Origin of the sequence: Collinsella aerofaciens, assembly GCF_040910325.1 — a bacterium.
In the GTDB taxonomy this organism is placed as follows: domain Bacteria; phylum Actinomycetota; class Coriobacteriia; order Coriobacteriales; family Coriobacteriaceae; genus Collinsella; species Collinsella aerofaciens_BL.
In genome coordinates this window covers 71,283-89,239 of sequence record NZ_JBDGAV010000005.1, presented here as the reverse complement: position 1 = coordinate 89,239, position 17,957 = coordinate 71,283, and the positions used below count along the sequence as shown (strand labels likewise).

Here is a 17,957-nt window from a genome sequence, read left to right as displayed (position 1 = left end):
CGAGCCGCTTCGCACATACCGAAGCCAGAGGGTGCTGTCCCGTCAATGCGGGACAGCACCCTCTTTTCTCATCGATCCGTTGGGGACGGAGGAAACCGGATCATTTGGAAATGGCAAGGGCATGAGTTGATCGCGCGATCCACCCCGGTCTGGCGGCTGCCGATTCGGTGCGGTTCGAAAGGGCTATTCGGCCCCGTTGCGACCGGTGGTACTCTTGTATCCGTTTGAAATCGAGCGAAGGAGTGCCGCTATGGAGCAATCGAGCCTGTTTGGTGACGGCGTGGACATCGATACCGAAACGCCAGCGAGCACGGATACCGCTGCACCGGCCGATGCCCGTGCCCAAGCCGCCGCGCGCGCGGCCGAGCTGCGCCACGAGCTCGATTACCACGCGTACCGCTACTACATGCTCGATGCACCCGAGATCACGGATGCCGCCTTCGACAAAATGCTCGTTGAGCTGCAGGAGATCGAGGCGGCCTATCCCGACCTGGTGACACCCGACAGCTATACCCAGCGTGTGGGCGGATACGTGAGCGAGCAGTTTACGCCGGTAACGCACATGGCACGCATGTATTCCATGGACGATGCCATGGATCTGGACGAGCTCGACGCATGGCTCCAGCGTACCGAGGATGCGCTCGGTGCCGGTAGCGTCACCTATACTTGCGAGCTCAAGATTGACGGCCTGGGCGTGGCCCTTACCTACCAAAACGGCACCTTCGTACGTGCGGCCACACGTGGCGATGGCACCACGGGCGAGGACGTGTCGCTCAACGTCCGCACCATCAAGGATGTGCCCATGCACCTGTCCGAGCCGGCGCTCGCCCACATGGACGTCGACCGCGAGCGCACCATCGAGGTGCGCGGCGAGGTCTATATGCCCAAGGGCAGCTTTGTTCGTCTGAACGACGAGGCCGATGCCGAGGGCCGCGACCCCTTCGCCAACCCGCGCAACGCCGCCGCCGGCAGCCTGCGCCAAAAGGATCCCAAGGTCACGGCGCGCCGCGACCTGGCCACCTTTATCTATGCCATCGCCGATACCGACCCGCTGCACGTCCACAGCCAGCGCGAGTTTCTCGATTGGCTGCGTAGCGCCGGCTTTAGCGTCAACCCCAACGTGGCTCGTTGCGCCACGCCGGCCGAGGTCCACGAGTTCTGTGCCCAGGCGCTCGAGCATCGCGGCGACCTGGATTACGACATCGATGGCGTGGTCGTAAAGGTCGATAGCTTCCAGCAGCAGCTCGACCTGGGCTTTACCGCCCGCGCGCCGCGCTGGGCCATTGCCTTTAAGTTCCCGCCCGAGGAAAAGCAGACCGTCCTGCGCGAAATTCGCATCCAGGTGGGCCGTACCGGTGTGCTCACGCCGGTCGCCGAGTTCGACCCGGTGACGGTTGCCGGCTCCACCATCGCGCGCGCCACGCTGCACAATATCGACGAGATCCGTCGCAAAAACGTGCGCGAGGGCGATACCATCATCGTGCACAAGGCAGGCGACGTAATCCCCGAGGTCGTGGGCCCGGTGCTCGATAAGCGCCCGGCCGATTCGGTCGACTGGCAGATGCCCGAGGTCTGCCCCGTGTGCGGCAGCCCCGTGGTCCACGAGGACGGCGAGGTCGCCTACCGCTGCGTCTCCATCGACTGCCCCGCGCAGCTCAAGGAGCGCCTGCTCCACTGGGTGAGCCGCGGCTGCATGGACGTCGACGGCCTGGGCGACGAGATCGTCGACAAGATGATCGCCGCCGGCCTGATCCACGATGTCGCGGACTTCTACCAGCTCACGGTTGACGACATCGCCGGCTTGGACACGGGGCGCACCTATGCCAGCTCCAACAGCAAAAAGGGCGTCAAGAAGGGCGACCCCATTCCGGTGGGCCTCAAGACGGCTGAGAAAATCATCGCCGAGCTCAACAAGTCCAAGAGCCAGCCGCTCGGTCGTGTGCTGTTTGCCCTGGGTATCCGCCACGTGGGCAAGAGCGTGGGCGAGGTCATCGCCGAGCGATTCCTGTCGATTGACAAGCTCATCTTGGCGAGCGAAGAGGATATTGCCGAGTGCGAGGGCATTGGCCCCAAGATTGCGGCGAGCGTCAAGCAGTTCCTGGCCGTGCCCGAAAATCTTGCCGTGCTGGAGCGTCTGCGCCAAGTGGGCCTGTCTCTCGAGGTCGACTTGGGCGCCGCTCATGCGCAAGCCGCAGCCGACGCTGGCGTGGCAGGCGAGCTCGCCGACGCACAGCCGCTCGCGGGTCTGACCTTCGTGCTCACCGGCACGCTCATCAACCGCACGCGCGACGAGGCAGGCGCGGCGCTCAAGGTGCTCGGCGCCAAGGTTTCGGGCAGTGTGTCAAAGAAGACGAGCTACCTGGTTGCCGGCCCCAAAGCGGGCTCCAAGCTCACCAAAGCCGAGCAGCTGGGTGTGCCTGTGCTGGACGAGGACGCACTCGAGCAGATCCTGGCTACTGGCGAGGTGCCCCAGGCTTAGGACATCGATAATCAAATTAGAAAACCTCCCGGAAAGGTTGATACTTTCCGGGAGGTTTTTATTTGGGCGTGGTGGCGGGCAGCATGATCTGCGTCATGTAGGTTGCCGAGGGTGACCCTGCGGAGCGGTGTCGTTCCGGAGCGATAGAAGATTCATACAAAGCAAAGGGGCCTCGCAGTGAGGTCCCACAACGGGGCTGCCCCATTGTAATGAGTTTTATACACTTTAACATTAACATTAACGTGTATACTTAGCAGTAAAGATATATGTTGAGAGGAGCAGTTATGGTTACCGTCGCGTTTTCGGAGCTGCGCCAAAACCTTACGCAGGTGGCCGAAAGGGTTGCCAATGATGGCGAGGAGGTTGTGGTCTTCAAGCGGAGCAAGCCGTTGTTCAAAATCGTGCCGCTCGACTATCAAGGCCCGGTTGCAGTGGAATATGATGCTGCCCAGGAGCGTGGGGGCACAAAACCGACGTGCGGCTCGGACAAGCCCAAGCGCGACATGGGTACGATGTGGCATCCCAAGATCACCTGGAAGGAGATCCGTGAGATGCTCGCGGAGAATGAGGACTACCAGGAGTATCTCGATATCGTGGCTAACATGCCAAAGGGAACGCCGCTCGATACGATGACGGTTGAAGATGAAAAGCGCGTCGCGAGGGAGCGCTACCTATGAGGGCATTTCTCGATACCAATTTTCTGCTCGATTGTGTGCTGCCGGGCCGGCCGGAGCACGCAGCGGCGCAAACGATCAAGGGGCTCGTCGACGTGGGGCTTATCGAGGGCGTTGTTTCGGCCTGTTCTCTCAAGGACGCGTACTACATTCTCACTAAACAGGCAGGCGAGGCGCGCGCCCGCGAGGTAGTGCGCGACTGTCTTAAGAGCTATTCGGTAGAGCCTCTCGACCAAGAAGCTTGTTTTACCTCCGCCTATTCCGATGAGCCGGACTTTGAGGACGGCTGTATCCGTGCGATGGCCGAGCGTGCCGGCGTGGACTTTATCATCACGCGTGACCGCGCTGCTTTTGTGCGCTCGACCATCAAGACCTTCTCGCCTGCAGAGTTCATCCGTGCGTTTCCGATTCCGGAGGAGTAAAACCGCCATATCGGGGACTGTCCCCGGCATGGCGGTTATCCTGTAGCCGACGCTCGTTAGCTGAGCTATACTTCATAATTATGTACACAATTATGTTAGGAGTGTGCCATGCCTGTTTGCGTTCCAATTAAAGATATGCGGGACACCGCGAAATTCTCGGAGCTCGTTGAAACTACTACTGGTCCAGTGACTGTTACAAAAAACGGCTATAGCAAATTTGTTGTACTTCGATCCGAGGACTACGACCTCATGGTTCAGGAACAGGCTAAGGCTCGTCTGATGGCTCGTATAGCTGTGGCCGAGCGGGAGCGTGCTGCTGGCACGGCGCGTGATGCCTTTGAGGCTCTCGATGACCTTGAGGCAAAATATGGCCTATAACGTCAAGATTCTGCCTACAGCTGAACAAGAAGTTGACGATATCGTTGATTATCTATTGGGGCATGGTATTTTTACTGCCTGGCACTTTCTTGATAAATACCGTAGCCAGCTCCAGCTTCTTCAAAGTGGTGTAGTTGACTACGGCTTATCGAAGTTACCCGAGCTTGCAGTGCTTGGTTACCATGCTTGCCTCGTTAATTCTTATGTAATGCTTTATTACTACGATAACGAGGACGTTGTGATTGCCCATGTTTTTCACCAAAGCCAAGATTATGCTGCATTGGTGATATCTAGAAATCGATTCGAGTTGCTGGATGATGATTAGTAAGAACCGCCCGGAAGCATGATGCCTTCCGGGCGGTTCTTACTTTGCTGGGGCAACCGGCACCGCGATCCGCGTCACTTGGGTCGCCGGGTCGTCGCTGATGATGTCGTCGATGAGGGCGATTTCGCGTTGCCCCGCTACGCCATCAGTTTGTCAAAAGCTCCGCGGCGGTTGAGTACGGTAAATGCGACAACACAGATGACTGCCGACAAAATCGATCCGCACGGCGACGCGATGCCCATGGGAAACAGCGTGTCGGAATAGGCGTTCGACAGCAGCCACGCGCCCGGCACGCGAATGAGCGCCACGGCCAGCACGTTGTGCGCAAAGCCGATGTAGCTCTTGCCATACGCAGCGAAAAAGCCGCTAAAGCAAATGTGGATGCCAGCAAAGATTGCGTCGAAAATATAACTGTGCATATAGCCGGTGCCGGCCGCGACCGCCGCGGGGTCCTTGGCAAAAAAGCCAATAAACGCCGGTGCCACCAGCCACATCAGCACCGTGATCAGGCAGCCGTACACCACCGAGATCGTCATAGCGTCCTTGAGCACCTGACGTGCACGATCGCCCTTGCCCGCGCCGGCGTTTTGCGCCGTGAGCGCGCTGACGGTGGCACCCATGGAGCTCGGCACAATGAACAAAAAGCTGATCATCTTTTCGACCAGGCCCACGGCGGCGGCGTCGACCAGGCCGCGATGGTTGGCGATGACGGTGATAAACATAAACGCCACCTGGATGCAGCCGTCCTGTACTGCCACGGGCACGCCGATTTTAAGAATGCTGCTGAGCACCTCGGGCTGGGGACGCAGGTCGCTGCGCTTAACATGGATGTTCGTGCGACGGCTCTTGAGCCACACGAGCGCGAGGGCAACGCTGGCCGTCTGCGCGGTCACCGTGCCGAGCGCCGCGCCCACGGGGCCGAGCCCCATGTGGCCGATAAACAGAAAATCGAGCGCGATGTTAATGATGCATGCCACGCCGATCACGTACATGGGCGAGCGCGAATCGCCCAGGCCGCGAAAGATGGCCGAGAGGATGTTGTACGCGGCGATAAACGGAATGCCGACAAAGCAGATACGCAGGTAGGCAGCGGTGCCTTCGACTGCCTCGGCCGGCGTGCCAATGAGCGCCACGATTTGCGGGCATAGTGCAAACAAGATGGCGGCCAGCACCACCGAGACGCCCATAAAGAGTGTGATAGTGTTGCCGATGGCGGTCTCGGCACGGTCAAACCGGCGCGAACCCACGGCATGGCCGACGATGACCGTCGTTCCCATGGCCAGGCCCACGAGCGTCACGGTAATGATATAGAGCGTCTGCGCGCCATTGCCCACGGCGGTGATGCCGGCGGCGCCGCTAAACTGCCCCATCATGTACAGGTCGGCCATACCGTAGAGCATCTGCAAAAAGTACGAGAGCATATAGGGCAGGGCAAAGACCGCGATGGTCTTAAGGACATTGCCGCGTGTGAGGTCGTGTTCCATGGGCGGGGCTTTCTGGCTGGGTTTGTTTACGTATCAGTGTAGTGAAAACCCTACAACGCTTGTAGAGTCAAGGTTTATGTTGGCAGTGGGGCGAAAAAGTCACGCTCCGAGCGCGGTCATTTCCAATTGAATACGGGCACGCGCCCTGCAAAGTACGATGCTTTGGTCCTTCGCGCCTCCCACCTCGCCTCAAACCATCACAACATTCGACGTTTTTTGCCAAAAGCGGGAAAAACATCGAATGTTGTGATGGTTTTTCTGCCACTCGATCGGGGGGGGGGAATCGCTTTCTTGCGCACAAAGGTGTGCGGACCCGTGGGCAGGGGAATAAGGTTGGTTATCCGACTCCATTGGAGGGCTCATGGACCTGCCGATCGTCCTGTCCCATAAGACTGCCTGGCTGTACCACAACGTGGCGCGCCCGTCCGAGCCGCTCTCGCGAGCAAGCAGCCTATACGATGAGGACTCGCTTGCCAACGAGGCGGAACCGACCGCGAGCCTGCCCAAATTGGGACTCGATGCCAAGGGGCTGAGGGCTTCAACGGCAGTTGGGATCGTTACCGACTATCTGGTTGCGCTTGGTATTCCACGAGAAGAGCTCGATCATATCGACACGCTCGTCAACTTCGATTTTGAGCGCTCGACGCCGGCTGGATTTAGGTGCCACGTGTTTGGAGCGCCGATACCTCCAGACCATCTTCTTGAGGTGGCAGAGGGCCTTCTAGTGGTTGATGAGGCCATGTGCTTTGTCCAAGCGGGTTCGTGGATGAGTGAGCCCGAGCAGCTGGAATATGGGTATGAAATCTGCGCCCGATACCATTTGAATCATCTGTCGACAGACGATTATATCGAGATGGGGCAGAGGTATACCGTTGCCGATTTGATTGCTTATTGCAATGAGAACCGATCTCGTCAGGGGGCCATACGCGCGGCCGCCGTGCTCAGGCGCGTGCACGATGGCGCGCGATCGCCCATGGAGACGGCCACCGCAATCATGGTCGTAGCAAAACGTTCCCAGGGAGGGCTGGGATACGCCAAGATCGAGCTCAACCACCGGGTTGATGTTCCCAGCGAGTTCAAATATCTCGCTAAGTCCGGGTATTTCGAGATCGACGTATATGCGCCTGCGAGCGGTACGGGGATTGAATACAACGGCTCGGACCATCTTGATAAACAGCGCAGCGCGTCGGATGCGGAGCGTATGACCGTGCTGAGCGCGCTGGGCTTTAAGATGATCGTCCTCACCGGGACTCAGTTTGCCCATCAACTGCAATTGCATCGGGCAATGAATGCCATCGCGCTCGCTATGGGCCTTAAGTGCGACCGAAGCGAAGCGTTCCAGAAACGTCAGAACGACCTACGAGAATTCGTGATTCGGCACTGGGACGGCGGCCTTTAGGGACGTTCCGGTCCTTCTACGGGGTGCCGTGGGCAGGCAAACCATCACAACATTCGACGTTTTTTGCCAAAAACGGGAAAAGCATCGAATGTTGTGATGGTTTGCGTGCTGAGGATGGGCTTGGAAAGTCCGTTTTGCTCGAAGCGACCTGTCCTGTCGTACGGGTGTCGGCATGATTCTTTCGTGGGGTATTATGTTTTCCGAAGAATAAAACGCCGCGCGAGGGGAGGGCTGCGTGGACGGGCACGTGCAACATGACGGCTTTGGCCGCGATATCAACTATCTGCGCATTGCCGTTACCGACAAGTGCAATTTCCGCTGCATCTATTGCATGCCAGCCGACGGCGTGGCACCCCGCGCACACGACGAGCTACTCAGCGCCGAGGAAATCGCCCGCTTTGTGCGTTTGGTGGCGGGGGAGGGCATTCGCCGCGTACGCCTGACGGGCGGCGAGCCGCTGGTCAGCCGCCGTATCATCCCGCTCATTCGTGACATCCGCGCGATTCCGCAGATCGAGGACATCTCGCTTACCACCAATGGCGCTCTGCTGCCCAAGTTGGCACCACAGCTCAAAGATGCCGGGCTTAACCGCGTTAATATCTCGCTCGACACACTCGACCCTATGCTCTTTGGAAAGATCACGCGCCTGGGTCGACTCGAGCAGACCATGGCTGGCATCGACGCGGCGCTGGCTTGGGGCTTTGAGCCCGTTAAGGTCAACTGCGTTGTAGTGCGTCGGCTCAACCAGGATGTGGCGGCCCTCGCACGGCTGACCGTCGACCGCCCCATCCACCTGCGCTTTATCGAATACATGCCCATTGGCGACGAGCGAACGAGCTCGCATTGCGCCGTGGACCCGCATGCGCCCACGCTCAATCCCGAGCTGTGGGACGCAAGCGACACCGTACCGAGTGACGAGCTGCGAGCGCGCATCAATGCCGGGGCCGCTGCGGTTGGCCTGGGTGAGCTTGAGCCGCTCGAGACCAACGACGCCCCTGCCGGCGCGGGTCCCGCGCGATACTGGCGTTTTCCAGGAGCGGCGGGCACGGTCGGCTTTATCAGCGCCATGTCCAACCATTTTTGCGCGAGCTGCAACCGTCTGCGCCTGACGGCGGACGGCAGCGTGCGCCCCTGTTTGTTCAGCGATGCCGAGTATTCGGTGCGCGACGCCCTGCGCCGTGGTGATGATATGCAGGTACTTTCGATTTGGCGCGATGCCGTGGCCCACAAACCGCAGGAACACGCGATAATTGAGGGCACGCAACGATTTATGTCCCAAATCGGAGGATGATCATATGGCCAAGAGCAGGTACGCCGATGCCACCAAGGCCGCTCGCAGGGCCGCGATGTCTGCCCACAAAGTCACGGCTGCGGCGAATGCTGGTAACGCTGACGCGTCCGCGCAGCCGACTGCCAGCGCTGCGACCGAGCCCGCCCGCGACGCCCGTCGCGACGAGCTGACGCACGTGGACGCCAAAGGCGAGGTGCGCATGGTCGACGTGTCTGACAAGGCCGAGACGCACCGCATCGCCATCGCCGAGGGCACCATCCTCATGCATCCCGAGACGCAAGCCATGGTGCTGCAGGACCGCGCCAAAAAAGGCGACGTGCTTGCCTGCGCACGCGTGGCGGGCATTATGGCCATCAAACGCACGAGCGACATCATCCCCATGTGCCATCCATTGCTCATTACCAAGAGCAAGTGCGACATTGCGCCCATCGCTGCGGCAGGAATGCCGGCCGAGGACGCGCCCGAGGGCTGGGCGCCGGCGCGTCCGGACGGACAGGTCGGCTTCCATGTGCTGGTCACGGCCGGTGTGACGGGCAAGACCGGCATTGAGATGGAGGCACTGACCGGTGCGAGTGCCGCATGCCTGACCATCTACGACATGTGCAAGGCCGTTGATCGTGGTATGGAGATCGTCGATGTGCGCCTGCTGCACAAGGAGGGCGGACGCTCGGGCGTGTGGGATCGCGCGGAACGTCAAGCTGCTGCTGCCGAGGCCGCCGCTACTGATGGCACCGTGCCCGCGAGCGCATCCGCCCCGGCCGTGCCCGCAGCTCCCACTCCGGCCGCCCCAGCAATCGCGTTTATCGGTTACCAGAACTCGGGCAAGACCACACTTGTCGAGAAGGTCATTGCTGAGCTTACCCGCCGTGGCCTGCGCGTGGGCTCGCTCAAGCATCATGGACATCACGGCTTTGATATCGACGTGCCCGCCAAGGATACCTGGCGCCATCACCAGGCGGGATCCAAGCACGTGGGTCTCATTTGCGCCACGCGCTGGGCGGAGTACGCCGACACGCGCGAGGAGGACGAGATGCCCGCGCGCGAGCTGCTGTCGCGCTACAGCGATGTCGACGTGGTAATCATCGAGGGCTACAAGACCGAGGGCTTCGACAATATCGTGGTTGCGCGCTCCGGTGTCGACCGTCTTCGCGGTAAGAGCTCGCTCGATCTGGTCGACGGCCGCACGCTGGCCTTAGCCTGCAACGAGGCCCTGGCGCGCCAGGCCTTCGACGCCGGCTTCGCGACCCGAGCCATCAACATCAACGACGCCCGAGCCATCTGCGACCTGATCCAAGACCACCTTCAGGCTTGACGCTGCGCCGGCCCCAAGCACCCCATCTCGCCCCTCAAGCCGTCGCTCGCGTACCAAAGTACGCGTCGCTCCTCTTTCGGGGCGACCTGGGGCACTTGGAACCGGCTCGCTACGCTGCCATATCATTGGGCCACCACAGGCAGGCACCTTTGTGGTGGCCTTTGCTTTGGTAGATTTTTGGGACATGCCTTAAAATCTACCAAGTAGTTCATCCGGGCGAAGACGGAGAGAAGGGGCCCGATGCGTCCTTAACGTTACATAGAGAAAGATTGAGTCGATGGTCGGCGGTCAATGCCTGCGGCCCGTATTCGTATGCAACAAGGAGCCCACATGTCTACATCTCCATTTCCTAAATCCCAACCATCGCTGTCCGCGCGGGCCAAGCGCCTGGTGGCAATGCGATTTCTCATCTACACCGGCTTCCAGACCAGCTACTTTATCGGCGTTATCGGAACGCTCACCTATGCGGACGGCGCTTCGGTCGTCGCGACGTCGCTGGCCGTCATGTTTATGAACGTCTTCGTGATCCTGGGGTCCTTTGCGGGTGGCGCGGCGCTCGACGCCTGGGGTCCGCGCCGCCATTTCTGGCTGAGCATCGTCGGCACACTGGCAACGGGCGCGGCGATCATCGCCTTTGGCGACGCGACCGAGACGGTCCTTGCCGGCGCGGTACTCTTGGGCTTTGTAATGGGATTCGCCCAGCCCATCGCCACGTCCTATCCGGCCTATCTCACCGACGACCCTGTCGAGCTCAAAGACATCAACTCCACCATCACCATGTTCTCCAACGTGAGCATCATCGTTGGCCCCACGCTGGGCGGCTTTGCCGCGGCGGCTGCATCGTCGCGCGCGGTGTTCGTGCTCATGATGCTCTTTACCGTGCTGGCGCTTATCGCCGGCTGGGGGTTTAAGCCGAGGGAAGGCCGCATCGCCGGGCGCGCGGGCCAAAGCTCCAGCCCCAACACGCCCGCCCGCGCCACCTTCGCGACCAGCATCAAGACGGTCTTCACCAACAGCGTCCTCGCCCTGCTCTTCTGCATCATCTTCCTTTCGAACTTTGGCTACGGCGCCTTCGATCCGCTGGAGTCGTTCTTCTATCGCGACGTCCTGCACGTCGGCGTCGAATGGATGGGCTGGCTTTCGTCGGCCTGCGGCGTGGGCGCGGTGCTGGGCGCCGTGGTCGCGCTTCGCATGCCGCCGCGCTTCGTCAGCCTTAAAACGTTGCTCGTGGCGCTTATGACCGTAGGCCTGGGAAGCCTGCTCTACGTGGGCACGCCGTACGTGGGAGTGGCCCTTATCGGCCAGATCGCCCTGGGCGTGGCCTGGGGCGTCGTCAACCCGCTCCACAACACCATTGTGCAAACGACGGCCCCGCTCGAGCAACTCGGCCGCGTCAACTCGGTCATGGGCTTTGGAAACATGTTCGCCGGCGTGGCTCCGCTGGCGATTGCCCCGTGGCTGGCGGCGACATTTGGCGTGCAGCAGACGCTCGTAGGAGCGGGCATAGTCGTAACGGCGGTCCCCGCGGCGCTGCTGCTGTTTGGACGTAGGCATTTGGATCGCTAACCTGCCAAAAAGGGACAGGTTTATTTTGGCAGGTTTTATCTGGGCAAACGTCATTTCCACCACAAAGGGGACAGGCACCTTTGTGGTGGTTTTTGCTTTGGCGAGCCGTGCTCGTGCCTTGGTATACCATGTACTCCATTTCCGATTGCATCCAACATCGCCACACTACCCAGAAAGGCCCCCATGGACGCCACATTCAGCAACATCAAAGCCGTGTTCTGCGATATCGACGGCACGCTGCTCACGAGCGAGCACACGGTGTCCCCGCGCACTGCGGCGGCGATCCGCGCTCTGCGCGAGCGTGGCGTGCTCTTTGGCCTGTGCACCGGGCGCGACGCCCACGCGACCGAGGCCATGTATGAGCTTTGGGGCATCGACGGTCTGGTAGACGTGATGGTGGGCTGTGGCGGCGCCGAGGTCATCGACCGCGCGCACGGCATCAACGAGCTGAGCTACCCGCTGCCGGGCGAAACCATCGCGCGCATCTGCAAACACATGGCGGACCTTCCGGCAACGCCCGTCTGCCCCCGAGACGGCGTGTTCTACGTGCCCGAGAGCAATGCGTGCGTCGAGCACCTGTCGCGTGTCGACGGCGTGCCCTACAAGGTGGTCGACTTTGCCGAGTTTTTGCGCGAGCCGCAGCCCAAGGTGATGTTTACCATGGCGCCCGAGGCGATGCCGCAGGTCATCAAGCGGGCGTCGACGTTCGCCGACGGCGCCGTTAAGGCGGCTGCTCTACAGACCACGCAGCGGCTCTACGAGTTCATGGATCCGCGCGTGTCCAAGACGCGCGGCCTGCGGCGCGTCGCGGAACTCAATGACATGGGACTCCAGAACATTTGCGTGTTCGGCGATGCGGACAACGACGCCGGCATGGTGGCCGACGCCGGCGTGGGTGTGGCCATGGCAAATGGCAGCGATGCCACCCGCTCCGCCGCCGATTTTGTAACCGCCAGCAACGACAAAGACGGCATCGCGATTTTTATCGAGGAGCATCTGCTGTAGCGCCGGGGGAGAGCCACCACAAGAGGAACAGGCACCTTTGCGGTGGCCTCAGGCGATTTGGGCGAATTGATGCCTAAAATCTGCGCGCAAATTCAGATATGGTTGTCTGAACATTACGCTTCTCACCACCGATGGGTTAAAGATATTCCCATCAATTTGGTAGTCTATTCCTCCCGGTTAATGACCTACCGCTCATGGTCGATTTTCGACTGTTCACAGGATGCTTGCTCTTGAGCAAAATGTTGTGCAAATAAATAAAATGCTATTAAAAAACTGATAACTAACTTAATTACCAGTAGAAACAGATATTTCAGAGCGAATAAACGAAGGTTAATCCGAGCAAATGTCAAGAGAATTGAGAATTCGCTACAAAACTATCGGTATTTTTGCTTAGATGTTCAAACAATCGTTACAATAAGTACTACAAGCGTGCGCAATCACAGGTTGCGCAGATACGTTTGATAGTGAAAGAGCAAGATCGCGGTCTCTTGGGGAGGAGACATCGATGAAAGCGAATTCAGAAAAAACTAAGCAGAGTAAAAAAGCGACGCGCCGTGTACTGGCAGGCGTTTTGTGCGGAGCCTCCGTTTTGAGCCTGGTACTGTCGCTCGTCATGCCCCCGATCTCGCAGGCCATTGCCAACGACGCCCAGACGGTTTCTACCGAGGAAGCTGTGATGGGGGGGGGTTCCTCAAGTGAGTCTACTGATGTAGACAACACCAACAACGGGGATACCGAAAACCAGAAAAGTGACGAGGTCGAGGGTGACGAGGCCGACCCCTCAAATGGTGTTGAGCAGGGTCAGTCTGAGGATCAGCCTGAGGGCGAGTTGCAGGTCGAAGACGGCGAGTCGTCGGTTGGCAATGCCGTAATGCTGGCTGCGGAAGGCGGGCAGGCTGAAGCAGCATCCGCTGAAATACGAACTGCTGACGATCTGAAAAACAAGCTGGAGAATGCAAGCGATGTTGCTAGCTTCAAACTTGTGAATGATATCGAAACCAGCTCGACAATCCAGCTTGGCAGGGAGGACAGCAATATCAAGCTGGATCTTAACGGCTACAAGATAAAGTACAAGAGTCCGGATCAGCCCCTGTTTAATATCACTGGCGGCGCAAAGTTAACCGTCATGGACGGTCAGCAAGCTGCAGTGGATGATCCGACGGGCGACAAATATGTATGCTCCGACAACACATCTAGCAAAAATGGCAACCTTGCCTCTGTGGCCCCTGATGAGACTTCTAATATTCCTACAAATCTCACCTACTATGTAACCGGATCGTCCGTAAATCCAGATGGCATTAGCACTACCGAGGCTCTTTATAAACACGAAGCTACCATCGGCGGCGCCATCGTGGCGTGCAGTGGTAACGACCAATTGAAGCTCATCAATCTTTATGGCACTAATGGTAAGGGCGGTACGTTCAATCTTGAAAGTGGCGTGCTGACGCAAGGACAGGGCTGTAAAGTTGCCAACTTGGTCTACGCCGAGAACGGTTCTACCGTCAATATGAGCGGTGGCTACGTTTGCGGCGCCTCTACGGGAACCTCGGGCACCGGCGCTGGCATTATGGTGTCTAATGAAAAGGGTGCTGCTTCGACCCTTAATCTAACCGGTGGCGTTATCGCAGGTAACTACGCTCCCAATGGCGGCGGCGTGTACGCTAAGGGCTCAATGGTCAACGTGGATGGCAGCATTATCTCCGGCAACGGTACGTTTGGTAGCCAGTCTGGCTACGGCGCAGGTATCTGTGCGTTCGAATCAACCGTTAACGTTACGAGCGGCTACATCACCAATAACAAGTATCAGTTCTACCAAGATACCGATTCGACTAATTGGGTGCACAAGGGCGGCGGTTGCCACGGTGGCGGCGGCATTGCTGCTTTTAATGGCGGCAGTCTGAAGATTAACGGTGGCTACATCACTGGCAACTACTCTGCTGAGGCTGGCGGCGGCGTTTATGGTGGCGCTTGGAATCGAGCTCTTTCCACGTTTACGTTCTCTGGTGGAACCATAGCTAGCAATGTTGCAAAAAACTCGGAGGGCGGCGGTATCCGCATCGCAGCGCCTACCAAGGGCGAGTTCAACGTTCCTTCTGGCACTAAGGCATATATCACTAACAATACGACCAATACCACTAATGACTGGGGTGGCGGCGGAGTGTTCGTCCAAGGCGGCAACAGCGACCAAGGCGTTGAGTCGGCAAGCCTCAAGATTTATAACGCATTGATTACCAACAATCATGCCGAGGGCTTTGGCGGCGGGTTTGCCGCTTGCCCGAGTGGTAAGACTGCTATTACCGATACCTACGGTATTGCGATTTATGACAACACTGACCACGACGGTGCACATCGATCGGGCGGCACTAACGACAAGAGCGAGGACTGGGATAAAGACCCGAAAGGCGGCGAAATAACCCCAGATTTTATAAGTGCCGGTCATAAGGACCTTTTCCTAGTTCACGACTCTAACAATTCTGAAAATAATCCGTATATCGCAGCCGTAACTGGCCAGATGCTTGGTGGCGGAGCTGCCAATTGGTCGGGCACGATCGACGACAATACGTCAACGTCTATCGGCAAGTACGAGGGCGCTCAGGCTAAGTATTTGATTGGCTTAAAGTCTGATCCGTCCGCTGAAGATCAAAAAGCTGCTAAAGGGTTAGCCACGCTCTACATCACGGGCAACAGCTCCAACATCCACGGTGGCGGAATCATGACCAACGGCAACGTTGTCGCTGGCTCCACCCAAGAAGTCAAGGTTTACCCCAAGATGAAGCTCAATGGCACCAAGGTGCTTGAGGACGGCACGCTTGAAGGAAATGACTTTGATTTCCAGCTACTCAAGCAGAACGAGATTAAGGATAAGAACGGTCAGGTTACGGGATATACGGTGCCGAGTTTTGATGCCAATGACACTCTTCAGCTCAATGGCTGCTCGGTGGTCAATACGGTGAAAAACGATGGGAATGGAAATTTCACCTTTGATCTGGGTGAAGTTTATGCCGATGACGATCTTGTTTACTACTTGGTAGAGGTTCCAGGCACGGACAAGGACGTTAATTACGACAAGGCTATCTACAAGATAGATCCTACGGTCACAGAGGATCGGACCAGGATGCACGAGGTGCTTGGTATTAAATACAGGTACTACACGGTAAGTAACGTGAAGATCACCAAGATGTCTGATGGCACTACTGAGCCTGAGACCGTGGTTACCCCAACGTCTGAAGGCGACGTTGCATGCGTTGCACTTACTACTAAAGGTGCGACTTTCACCAACACCCAGTACACCTCCACCGGCTCTTGGACTCCCAAGGCGACTAAGGTCGTTGAGGGTGGCGAGATGAAGGAGTTTACGCTCGAGTTTGCGGATAACGGGAGGTTTGATAGCGCTACGACGGTCAAGACGACGGCTAATGACAAAAAGACTCAGACGCTTGAGTTCCCCGAGATTGAGTACAACCTTGGCAGTTTGAAGCGGAACGATTCTGAGGTTCCGGGTCGCGGTGCTTCCAAGACCTTCACGTACTACGTGCGTGAGAAGAACGATAGCTCGATTTTCTCGCATTACAAATTCGACCAGTCGGTCTACGAGATTAAGGTCGTGGCAACGGATGACACCAAAGGAGCCATCGACTGTAAGGTGACCTACAAGAAGGGGACCGTTAACTCCAATGGCGAGTGGATAAACTCCGATACCACGGATCACGAGCTCACCGACACTGACACCCCAACCTTCACCAACACCTACTCCACCACTCTGCCCCTTTCTGGTATGTCGGGCGTCACTCTGACGTACCTTGCCGGCGCGGCGGTGCTTTGCGCTGCTGCGGCCTGGATGCACATTCGTCGCAAGGCGAATGCGAAGGGAGGTGAGCATCGTGAATAAGAAAGTTTGCTCCTTCCCGATCTTGTTTGCACTGCTTGCCCTCCTGATCGGCACCTGCGCGGTTGTGTTCCCCGCATCCGCGCAGGCCGTGCCGACCTCGACCGGTTCCATCACGGTGAGCGGCACCGTGGCGCGCAGCTACGACGCCTACCAGATCTTTAGCGCCAACGTCGTCGACGGCGACAGCGACGCCAAGATCGCCACCGACCTCGCCTGGGCAAGCGACGCCGTGCGCGACGCCGCACTGCCCGTGCTGCGCAGCGCCGGCATGCCCAATTCCCAGACCACCGCGCAGGAAGCTGCCGAGTGGCTCAACACCGATTCCCACCTTACGAGCGCGCTGAGCGCACAGCTCGCTCGTTCCCTCCAGAGCTCTGGCGCCAAGTCCGTGGCCCTTAATGCGGGCACGACGGCCGAGCTGCCCTGTGGCTACTGGCTCATCGTCGCCGACGACGACGCCATCGCCCAGAACGAGGCCGGCACCGCGCCGATCATGGCCCTGGTGGGCGGCGGCGCCGTCACCGTCAAGCCCAAGGCCGCGACCCCCAAGGTCGCCAAGCATGTGCTGGAGGACGGCACCGCCGCCTGGCAGAAGGCCGCCGACGCCACGGTCGCCGACGACCTGTACTGGCGCCTCTCGGCCACGGTCCCGGCGGGCCTCACGGCCTACGACACCTATACGGTGCGGTTCGTCGACACCATGAGCGCGGGGCTCGACCCCTCCAAGGTGGCCGCGAGCATGCGCGTGTACGTGGCGGCGGGCGCGGACGGCGGCTTCGACGCCGTCTCGGCCGGCAAGGACGGCCGCGCCGGCACCGAACCCGCGAAGGGCTGGACCGATATCACGGCCCAGTGCGCCACCAAGGTGGCGGCGGACGGCAAGACCTTCACCGTTCGCACCGGCGACCTCATCGCCGCGCTCGGCGGGGCCGACGCCTTCACCGCGGGCGCCCGCGTGGTCGCCGTGTACAATGCGCCGCTCAACAGCGCGTGCAACCATGGCATCGCGAAGGGCAACCCCAACGAGGTCTACCTACGCTACCCGCGCTCTCCCTTTGCCGACCAGTCCGGCGATGCCGGCTTCACCCACACGCCGAGCGACGATGCGTGCGCCTACACCTGGGATCTCGCGCTCACCAAGCGCGGCAGCGACGGCGACAAGCCGCTTGCCGGGGCGGTCCTGAGCATCGCCGACGACCGCGGCCGCACGCTGGCGGCCGACGGCACGTGGGATGCGGAGGGCAAGGCCACCGTCACCACGGGCGAGGACGGCCGCGTGACCGTCTCGGGCGTGGACTCGGGCAAGCTGGAGGTCCGCGAGCTCAAGGCGCCCAAGGGCTACACCGCCTTTGAGGACACGCGCTCCGTGACGGTCAAGGCCGAGGGCCTGGACGTCGACCAGGTGGCCGCCGCCAAGCCCAAGCTCACCATTACGGCCGAGTCGCCCCTGCGCGCCGACAGCGCGGACGGGTCGACGGGCAGCCTGGAGGCGTCGCTCATCAACACGCCCACCGGCACACCCCCTAGCATTACCACCGGAGGCTTTATGCCCTCGACTGGCGATATGGCAATGTACGCCGCGGCCGCCGCAGCGGTCGCCGGAGCCGCGCTCATCGTGGTCGCGCTCCTGGTCAAGCGGGGAGGTGGCAGCCATAAAGAGTAGCTGGCAGCCCCACAGAGAGCGGGGCGAGACATAGCGAAGCAGATGCTAAGACACAGACAGACGGATTTAG

13 protein-coding genes are annotated in these 17,957 nt (G+C 59.5%); 12 read left to right on the top strand and 1 reads right to left on the bottom strand.

Features of this window, described 5'->3' with window-relative positions:
* Positions 1-250 precede the first annotated feature (250 nt).
* From ligA to AB5Z25_RS03515, 5 genes are all read left to right on the top strand, one after another.
* A complete protein-coding gene (gene ligA, locus AB5Z25_RS03535; RefSeq protein ID WP_368134804.1) occupies positions 251-2,479 on the top strand; it encodes an NAD-dependent DNA ligase LigA in 2,229 nt (742 codons plus the stop codon).
* 284 nt (positions 2,480-2,763) lie between these two features.
* Positions 2,764-3,156: a type II toxin-antitoxin system Phd/YefM family antitoxin gene (locus tag AB5Z25_RS03530; RefSeq protein WP_158554556.1), complete on the top strand. Its 393-nt coding sequence runs from the start codon at positions 2,764-2,766 to the stop codon at positions 3,154-3,156.
* Positions 3,153-3,575, top strand: a complete 423-nt coding sequence (locus AB5Z25_RS03525) for a PIN domain-containing protein (protein ID WP_117745689.1) — start codon at positions 3,153-3,155, stop codon at positions 3,573-3,575. The genes AB5Z25_RS03530 and AB5Z25_RS03525 overlap by 4 nt, the downstream gene beginning before the upstream one ends.
* A 108-nt stretch (positions 3,576-3,683) precedes the next feature.
* Positions 3,684-3,953 (top strand): type II toxin-antitoxin system prevent-host-death family antitoxin, encoded by a 270-nt coding sequence (locus AB5Z25_RS03520; RefSeq protein ID WP_117635874.1) that lies wholly within the window; start codon positions 3,684-3,686, stop codon positions 3,951-3,953.
* The gene (locus tag AB5Z25_RS03515; RefSeq protein ID WP_368134803.1) at positions 3,943-4,278 is read left to right on the top strand and encodes a type II toxin-antitoxin system RelE/ParE family toxin; all 336 of its coding nucleotides are present in this window, start codon (positions 3,943-3,945) and stop codon (positions 4,276-4,278) included. Before AB5Z25_RS03520 ends, AB5Z25_RS03515 begins: the two co-directional genes overlap by 11 nt.
* A 137-nt stretch (positions 4,279-4,415) precedes the next feature.
* On the opposite strand, the gene AB5Z25_RS03510 is transcribed toward AB5Z25_RS03515, so the two are convergent.
* The gene (locus AB5Z25_RS03510; RefSeq protein WP_368134802.1) at positions 4,416-5,762 is read right to left on the bottom strand and encodes an MATE family efflux transporter; all 1,347 of its coding nucleotides are present in this window, start codon (positions 5,760-5,762) and stop codon (positions 4,416-4,418) included.
* Between the two features lie 361 nt (positions 5,763-6,123).
* On the opposite strand from AB5Z25_RS03510, the gene AB5Z25_RS03505 reads away from it, so the two are divergent.
* The 7 genes from AB5Z25_RS03505 to AB5Z25_RS03475 all read left to right on the top strand — a co-directional run bounded on the left by AB5Z25_RS03505 (position 6,124) and on the right by AB5Z25_RS03475 (position 17,887).
* Positions 6,124-7,161 (top strand): putative endonuclease domain-containing protein, encoded by a 1,038-nt coding sequence (locus AB5Z25_RS03505; RefSeq protein WP_368134801.1) that lies wholly within the window; start codon positions 6,124-6,126, stop codon positions 7,159-7,161.
* A 235-nt stretch (positions 7,162-7,396) separates the two neighbouring features.
* A complete protein-coding gene (gene moaA / locus AB5Z25_RS03500) occupies positions 7,397-8,452 on the top strand; it encodes a GTP 3',8-cyclase MoaA (protein WP_368134800.1) in 1,056 nt (351 codons plus the stop codon).
* A gap of 4 nt (positions 8,453-8,456) precedes the next feature.
* Positions 8,457-9,764 (top strand): molybdopterin-guanine dinucleotide biosynthesis protein B, encoded by a 1,308-nt coding sequence (mobB, locus tag AB5Z25_RS03495; RefSeq protein ID WP_368134799.1) that lies wholly within the window; start codon positions 8,457-8,459, stop codon positions 9,762-9,764.
* Positions 9,765-10,094: 330 nt separating this feature from the next.
* Positions 10,095-11,330 (top strand): MFS transporter, encoded by a 1,236-nt coding sequence (locus tag AB5Z25_RS03490; RefSeq protein ID WP_368134798.1) that lies wholly within the window; start codon positions 10,095-10,097, stop codon positions 11,328-11,330.
* A 183-nt stretch (positions 11,331-11,513) separates the two neighbouring features.
* The gene (locus AB5Z25_RS03485; RefSeq protein WP_368134797.1) at positions 11,514-12,335 is read left to right on the top strand and encodes a Cof-type HAD-IIB family hydrolase; all 822 of its coding nucleotides are present in this window, start codon (positions 11,514-11,516) and stop codon (positions 12,333-12,335) included.
* 505 nt (positions 12,336-12,840) lie between these two features.
* On the top strand, positions 12,841-16,224 hold the full coding sequence (locus tag AB5Z25_RS03480) for a Spy0128 family protein (RefSeq protein WP_368134796.1): 3,384 nt from the start codon (positions 12,841-12,843) through the stop codon (positions 16,222-16,224).
* The gene (locus AB5Z25_RS03475) at positions 16,217-17,887 is read left to right on the top strand and encodes a SpaA isopeptide-forming pilin-related protein (protein WP_368134795.1); all 1,671 of its coding nucleotides are present in this window, start codon (positions 16,217-16,219) and stop codon (positions 17,885-17,887) included. The genes AB5Z25_RS03480 and AB5Z25_RS03475 overlap by 8 nt, the downstream gene beginning before the upstream one ends.
* The last annotated feature ends 70 nt before the right edge of the window (positions 17,888-17,957 follow it).